8 protein-coding genes and 1 pseudogene are annotated in these 7,500 nt (G+C 36.8%); all 9 read right to left on the bottom strand.

Features of this window, described 5'->3' with window-relative positions:
- A partial coding sequence (locus AC19MV_RS22675) for a PoNe immunity protein domain-containing protein (protein WP_498310004.1) occupies positions 1-262 on the bottom strand: 262 nt, incomplete at its 3' end.
- Positions 263-278: 16 nt separating this feature from the next.
- Positions 279-1,544 (bottom strand): annotated as a pseudogene (locus AC19MV_RS22670) (RHS repeat-associated core domain-containing protein); the annotation flags it as partial.
- Between the two features lie 262 nt (positions 1,545-1,806).
- Positions 1,807-2,784: a transposase gene (locus AC19MV_RS22665; protein WP_498310003.1), complete on the bottom strand. Its 978-nt coding sequence runs from the start codon at positions 2,782-2,784 to the stop codon at positions 1,807-1,809.
- Positions 2,785-3,186: 402 nt separating this feature from the next.
- On the bottom strand, positions 3,187-3,711 hold the full coding sequence (locus AC19MV_RS22660) for an SMI1/KNR4 family protein (protein WP_498310002.1): 525 nt from the start codon (positions 3,709-3,711) through the stop codon (positions 3,187-3,189).
- Positions 3,712-4,103: 392 nt separating this feature from the next.
- Positions 4,104-4,550, bottom strand: a complete 447-nt coding sequence (locus AC19MV_RS22655) for a hypothetical protein (protein ID WP_498310001.1) — start codon at positions 4,548-4,550, stop codon at positions 4,104-4,106.
- Positions 4,551-4,559: 9 nt separating this feature from the next.
- Positions 4,560-4,736 (bottom strand): DUF8812 domain-containing protein, encoded by a 177-nt coding sequence (locus AC19MV_RS22650; RefSeq protein ID WP_498310000.1) that lies wholly within the window; start codon positions 4,734-4,736, stop codon positions 4,560-4,562.
- Between the two features lie 42 nt (positions 4,737-4,778).
- On the bottom strand, positions 4,779-5,270 hold the full coding sequence (locus AC19MV_RS22645; RefSeq protein ID WP_498309999.1) for a DUF6795 domain-containing protein: 492 nt from the start codon (positions 5,268-5,270) through the stop codon (positions 4,779-4,781).
- Positions 5,271-5,316: 46 nt separating this feature from the next.
- On the bottom strand, positions 5,317-6,306 hold the full coding sequence (locus AC19MV_RS22640) for an ankyrin repeat domain-containing protein (protein WP_498309998.1): 990 nt from the start codon (positions 6,304-6,306) through the stop codon (positions 5,317-5,319).
- Positions 6,303-7,367, bottom strand: a complete 1,065-nt coding sequence (locus AC19MV_RS22635; RefSeq protein ID WP_498310005.1) for an RHS repeat-associated core domain-containing protein — start codon at positions 7,365-7,367, stop codon at positions 6,303-6,305. Before AC19MV_RS22635 ends, AC19MV_RS22640 begins: the two co-directional genes overlap by 4 nt.
- Positions 7,368-7,500 lie beyond the last annotated feature (133 nt).

Raw genomic sequence — 7,500 nt, 5'->3', positions numbered from 1 at the left:
CAGCATAATTTTTTTGCCATTGACGATACTCTAACGCTTTGAGTAGATCTGGCTTTAGAGATGAAAGTTCATCACCACGTGAATATTTTTGATGTAATAAATACATAGAGTCACTGACTAGCCTAAAGGCATTTTTCATTTTAACATCATCAGTAATCGTACCAAATGATTCAATTTTTTTTACTTTTTTATTAATGGACTTTGATCTAAACTCAACTCTGTCATTATAATAATCTACTGTTTTTAAAGAATCTCGTAACATTTTCACTCTCTTATAGTCAAATATCTTTACCAGTGATTCTAGCGTTTCTGTCCAATGCTTTAACCAATAAACTGTTATCTTCTTTATTACGAACCAACAATTTTTGTACGGTTCCATCATTATCAGCTAAACCATCAAGTATAAGCTCTCTCTCTTCTTCATTTAACCCGGATTTTTCAAGCCTTTTTTCGGTAATCCAGCTATCACACATCTGTTTACCGTCCCTAGTTCTCCCCAAACGAGCTTTTCCATATTTAGCTTCGGTAATCACAATATCAGGTTTGGGATTCGGGTTTCCATAAATTCCATCTATACCCGTTTGCCCTGGCTCATATTTACCATTAGTGTTGCCTAGTGGTTTGTAGCCCTTTTCAAGCATTAATTGATGTGCATTATACTCACCCACTGCCGCTTTTTTATCATTTAAACGGGGAAACTCAATCACATCATCAATACTTATTCTTTTAGGTTTAGGTTTTTCATTGGTGACAACAATATAACCACCGGATTCTTTACCTAATACTGAGCCATTGAACCTAAAGTCTGAAAGCACACTTGCATTAGGACTTTGTGCTAATAACTCACCAACAGTGGCTTGTTTAAGCTCAACTCCTTCATCAAAATAACCTTGGCTTTCACGTAATTTAGTAAGCTCTTCAAGATTGGCTTGAGAAGCGGCAAATAATGCATAATATGCATCAGGTTTAAACTTATACTCCATCGCTTTAGATATATCAAAATAGGGTGATTCATGAGGTGTCATTGGAGTTTTAAGTAAAGGGCTTTCATATCTGACCAACACGGTCTCTCTAGATATATACTCTACTATCTTCCCCATAGCGCCGATTACAGGAATTCCCTCTTTACAGCTTAAACCAAACGGATCAACCCAGTTCACATGGTTAGGTGCATATTGATAATGGTTTATACCACCCACTAAGCCAATAGGGTCTTGATGTATAAATCGAGCTTGTTGAGGGCAGTAGTACCTAAAGCGGTTGTAGTGTAAACCAGATTCGTCATCAAAGTATTGGCCTTGAAAACGGATTGGGTTAGTTATCTTGTCTTGCAGATCAGCATTTTCAATGTCTCTATGTTTAACAGATGTGCTTTCAATTGTCTGGCCGAACACATCTTGCTGACTGCGCCAGACTATTTTAGCATTTTCATCCGTTAAGCAAATCGGGGTGCCGAGTTGGTCTAGGTGATAATAATAAACCTGCCCAGCTTTAATTAGTGCGACTGGAGTAAAAGTATCAGGCTGATAAATGTACCAGGTGTATTCACCTAAAGTGCATTCGCCAATCAGCTGGTCATGCTGCCTGCATGCCACCCATTTTAATGATGAATAAACATAACGCCTTTTCACTTTGATTGTGATAGCCCTTAGTACTATTCAAATATAAAAATGAACTAAATTATCAATAAACTGAATGTGTGGCGCAAAAAGATGACACTGCCGTAAATTTAAAGCAGCGCTAGTGACTTGATATTAATCAAGCTGTAAATGAGGTTGTGGTAATTTGTGTTTTTGACGTTAACGCTTAAGCGCACAGCCAGCGTTGGCAGTTTGATACGCCTTGTCGTCGCTTTCGCTCTAGATGTTCGCAGTATTCTGTTAATGCCGGTAGCGCCCCTACAGCACCTTTGAATAATATCCCAAATTCGCTAGTGATTTTTAACCAGTTCTCTGCTGGAATATTGAGTCTATTTAGAATATCTTGGCTACTTGAGCTTATCGATCCACGTTTGTCCTCTCGAATAATACGACCCGTATCTTCTATCAGTACGATGTAGTCTTTTACATTGAACATCAGCCCATTTGGCATATCTAGCCGCTCATTGCCGACAAAAGGCAATAATTCTTTGGGTTGCTCACCATTTATGGCGGAGTTAATTCGACGTTGAATACTGGTGTAGTCTGAGGTTTCTGGAGTTGTCGCCATCTTGGCGCGAATTGGATTCAAATCGACATAGGCCATGCAACTTAACACAGCCGCTTCATCTAATAATGCTTGCGATTTAAACCGCCCTTCCCAGAATCTGCCAGTACATTTATCTTCTTTGTTGGCCATTCGCGCAATCGGTTCACTTAAGGAGCGCATAAACCAACTTATATCAACTAACCGTTGTCTGTACTGGATTATGCAATCATTCACGATGTTAAGTTCAAATTCATTTAGGTCTTCACCTTTAACAAACTTCTGTGTCAGTAATGTGCCTTTAAAGCCTTTGTGCCATTGCATAAGCACGTCTTTATCTGACCAGTGTTTTGCTTTATCTGCATCCACTTTAACAACTACATGCAAATGATTGCTCATCACGGCGTAAGCACAGATATCTATGGCAAAGATGGTGGCAAGCTCAAGAATACGTGAGTCAACCCACTCACGCCTATGCTCAAAGTTCTCACCCGTTGAATTATCAATTCCACATAAAAATGCCTTACGTACCACTCGTGAACAGCAGTGGTAATAAGGTGTGTCATCTAAACTAACAATTGTTTGTCTTGGTCTGGCCATCTTCAAATACCATTTAGGAAGGGTAAATAAAGCGTAGGTTATTGTTTGATATTTAGCCAACAATCATGGATGGCCATGTTATTCATATTTAGCCAACAATCATGGATGGCCATGTTATTCTGCTGTTCGATGTTGATTATGGGCGCGGGTAATTTGCCCTATCTGATTATATTGATAAAAGTTCTGGGTATTGAGTAATGCAGATGTGGCACTGGGCTCAAGTTTTACATGACTACTTTGCTGACAAATTCGCCCCATCGCATCACGCTTGAGCTCAACAAAACGAATATCACTGTCGTTAAGCGCAACTAATTTGTCATTCGAGCCACATAGGTTTGCTCATGTAAACATTAGAGCCTTTTACCATAGAAGGTTACGCATCTGAATGGTATTAAGCGATAATTAATCTTCAATTATGTCCATTATTTTATCGTAATCCACATCAACAGGTTCAGGATCAGGAGTGCCAGTGACAAGAAAAGATAAGTAATCTGTAAAACTCTTAAATTTAGACACTTCTTGTCCGTAAGTTTCAGTTAGAAATAGTCCAACTTCACCAGCACGCTCAGATTCTTGAGCGAATAAAAAGTAGTAACCGCCACCATCATAAGTACCTATAACGATTCCATCACTCGCTAAAGACTGGTATTTGGGATCATTGTTATAAAGATCATGGTAGTAAGTATTTTTCCTTACAATACTGCATAACTTTTCATACCTTTTATTTTCTCCAACTAAACCACAAATTACTTCACCGAACCAAAAGCAGTATCCATACCTTGAAAGAAAGTATTTATAATCATTGGGTAGAGTAATATTTTGCATAGTTTCTAACTTTGTTATCTCCTCATTACCCACTATTCCTCTTTGAATAAAATTCTTTTTACTTGCAGCTTGAGACATTATAATTTCAAGTTTTTCAAACATCTTTCTTACCTTTTTTAACACTTGATAAATTTGGGCCATTTCCATTAACATCGTAGGGGGGACTCACGGGGCAACCGCATGAGTGTGTGTATTTTGAGCACTATGAATAATTTCAATACTGAACCACTTCCAATATTCATGAAGTGATAACGTATTGAGAAATATAGTTCCAAAAACATACTTATTCTGTATGAAAAACGTTCACAATCTTGCCCTGTAAATAAAGCGAAGTTTATTGGTTGATATTCAGCCAGTAATAATGGATGACCATGTTATTCGGGCGAGATCAATCAAGCTATTTTTATCTCTTTGTTTTTAAAAAGGATGTATGAAAAGCGATCGAGTATGATCAGCCCCAGGCATGTAAGGCCATGTTATTCGTAAAACTCAAATTAGTCTTTGTTGATAACTCTATTACAATCTGGATCAGAAAAAACATCGTCTAAAATATTCACGACACAATGCATAAAAACAACAGAATCACTTAATAAAGATAATTCTGCATCGAACAATAATCTAGCATCAGATACTTTCAGATTATGGATATCTAAAAAACTAAGCTGTTTGAAATTATGAGTTATTTGCAGTTCTTTATCATAAATAGAACAAATGTCGCGCCTATTTATTAATTTGTGTGCGCCTGACTCTAGGTTTTCAATTCGTAAACAAGGAAAATCACTGTCAGGGTGAAATAAAATCCATCGAAATACTTTATTATTAACTCTATTAACTCCAATTTCCCATGCATCAAAACTAACATATGTTTCGTCTTGCTCAGCTTGAGCATTAGAAAAAAGAATAATTAACAAAACAATTAAAATAGAAAATGCTATCTTCATCTAAATAACCTATGATTGAATGAATTTTATACGAGCTTGTCGTCTGGAAGAAGGAACCGCTCCCCAATTAGCTTCTTTCATTATTTCTTTTGTAAACTCAACAAGATCATTTGATGCTATATGCTTCTGTAAAAATCGACGTGAGCTCCCATGATAATCACCTCTAAAACATAAATCGATTATCACTTTCCATTCCTTTGATTATTCTTGTACATGTCAATTAAAAATTTAAAAATTAAAAAAATCTTCTTCGTCATCGTTTAATTCATAAACATCAAAATCAGTTTCCCAACGACAAATACTCGATCCATCAAACTCTAAATTACGATTACGTTTGTTCGGAAAAGTAAAATCAACCTCCTTAGAGGTTAAATCAGCATTCAATGTTGCTAATTTTTCTTTTACTTCGGGAGACTCTTCGATACCGATAACACTAGAACGCCAAAGGAGGTACGATTTACCGTCATGAAACAGTTCAATTTGCTGCTCAGTAAAATTATGAACAAACATGTCTCCCGGTTTTTTTGAACTTAAATTAACTTCGGGCATAGAGAATTCTCCATTTTCGTCTGTTCGAGTTTCATCATTTTCAACAAACTTATGGATATAATTTAGTTGCCGTGTCACTTTAGCGCCAACAACAAGTTTCCCATTTACCAAAACCTGTCCTTTTACTTCTGAGCACATGTGCACGTCGTATGTTTTTAGTAATCCAAACATGTTGAGCAAATCTCCCTATTAAAAAGACTCTCGATAATTAAATTATTTATTTTATTATCGGCTTACGCGTTTTTAGGATTGCTAGGCTTACGCCTTCATTGTCAAACTTTTTGAATAATGCTGCTATCCCATATTGCTTTTCAAACTCGATTTCTTTTTGGTATAGCGGGAAAAGTCTGTAGATGTATACAAGGGTATCGTTACAGTTAATTTGCTCTTCAGTCAGTAAAGCAATACCTTGATATGGTGTACACTCAACTTCTCGGGTAATAATAATAACCCGTTGTGTTAAGTCTATATCGACTTGGCTTATCACCTCTAGCCAATCGAATAACCAAGGGTATGATTGAGTAAGTACTTCTTCTGCTGTATCAAAGCCTTGTTTTGTAACTTCAAACATTATCTCAAACGGGATTTCGGGATTTTTACTGATGTTGTCAGAATAAACCGTAAATTTTCCCTTTGCTTGTTTTGAATACAAAACACATGGTGACTCTTTAAGTTGCACATCAGTCAGTTCGCCATAATGAGTGCTTAACTTACCCTTAAACGTTTCTGTTATGGCTGATACATAATTAAGCTCGTTTAAATCTTCTTCTATATTCTTATAACCTTGGCCACGACCAAAACGAATAAGCTCTTCTTTAGTTTCGTTATTTGCGCCATTTTCTATCAGTAATTTGAGTAACTCTTTATTTTGACTATACACAGCGCAAGATAAGGGAGAATCATCTCCGCTATGGTTTACATTAGCACCTAGCTCGATTAGTTTTTTTGTAGGTATTATTTCATCACTAATTAGTGCAGTGCTGAGTGGGGTTCGTCCAAAGCGGTCTATACCTTCTATATCAAAAACACCTACTAAGTAATCAATTACCTTAGGCGTATCATAATCAGCAGCTTTATGTAACCAGTTACAATCTCCAAAAAAAACATGTTCAACTATTTCTGGATATTTTTTAAAAAAAGACTGTAAAGACTTTACGTCATCTTCAATAACAAATTCCATTGCGGTTTGTACTAACTCTTCACTCATAGGTATACCTTACCTCTTGTATGATTAGCTGCTAATTTCCCCATACTTCTTAGGGCTTTAATTACTGCTTTTTTAGTTTTTGGCGGTTTTGTCTTATCAGCATTAGCTAAAGCTTCATAAACCATCTTAGCCATTTCTTCTGTATGTAACCCTTCAATATTAGGCGCCCATACTAAGTTTTCTTTACCTTTAAGCCAATCTATTCCATGTTTTTCTAGAATCGCTTTACTTTTAAGTACCCACTCTTTTTGCTTACCACTCCCTTCTTTAAATACAATATGATGTGCATGAGCATTTTCCATTTCTTCAGGGCTTGGCTTTGCAACACCATGCTCTTTTTCTAAGATTTTACCCCAATGGATGTTGGCTACTTTTTCATTGTTATCAATATGCTGTTGAGCAAACTCTTCTATCGATATGACTTGTGAAACGGTTTTACCTGAAGGTAAAACTTTAGTCATCGTGATTTGAAGTTCATCAGTTTTGTCACCAAGACTTTCGTATCCATAGTGGTGCTCTTTACGGTTAACTCCTCCCTCAGATGGTAATTTTAAAGTTGATTGAGTGGCGTCGCCCGCTAATGCACTATCTACCGCTATGCCTAAAACTTTATCTATTGTTTCTTGGTCAAAACCATTGCCTACTAATGTTTGCAACATTGCAGATAATTTTCTCTCACCTTCTTTACACAATAACCCAAACGGGTCCACCCAGTTCACAGGATTTGGCGCATATTGGTAATGGTTTATCCCGCCCACTAAGCCAATAGGGTCTTGATGTATAAATCGAGCTTGCTCTGGGCTGTAGTACCTAAAGCGGTTGTAGTGTAAACCAGATTCGTCATCAAAGTATTGGCCTTGAAAACGGATTGGGTTAGTTATCTTGTCTTGCTGACCAACATCTGCATTTTCAATGTATCTACCTTTAATAGATGTGCTTTCAATTGCCTGGCCGAACACGTCTTGCTGACTACGCCAGACTATTTTAGCATTTTCATCCGTTAAGCAAATCGGGGTGCCGAGTTGGTCTAGGTGATAATAATAAACCTGCCCTGCTTTAATCAGTGCTCATAGACAGGATCTTTAGCAATAAACCTATATTTTAGATAGAAAAAAGGCCTTATTTATGATCTGATAATTGTCGCCAAACAAATCAACCTGAACAATAAATAAAGCCAATGACAATTATCACCTT

The organism is Shewanella sp. MF05913, assembly GCF_059758095.1.
Note: the sequence above shows the minus strand (reverse complement) of the source record. Positions and strands in the feature narration are given on the sequence as shown.

Excerpts from the sequence above, each read along its gene's own strand:
- AC19MV_RS22665 (WP_498310003.1), bottom strand. The coding sequence starts at position 2,784 with ATGGCCAGACCAAGACAAACAATTGTTAGTTTAGATGACACACCTTAT.
- AC19MV_RS22660 (WP_498310002.1), bottom strand. The coding sequence starts at position 3,711 with ATGTTTGAAAAACTTGAAATTATAATGTCTCAAGCTGCAAGTAAAAAG.
- AC19MV_RS22655 (WP_498310001.1), bottom strand. The coding sequence starts at position 4,550 with ATGAAGATAGCATTTTCTATTTTAATTGTTTTGTTAATTATTCTTTTT.
- AC19MV_RS22645 (WP_498309999.1), bottom strand. The coding sequence starts at position 5,270 with ATGTTTGGATTACTAAAAACATACGACGTGCACATGTGCTCAGAAGTA.
- AC19MV_RS22640 (WP_498309998.1), bottom strand. The coding sequence starts at position 6,306 with ATGAGTGAAGAGTTAGTACAAACCGCAATGGAATTTGTTATTGAAGAT.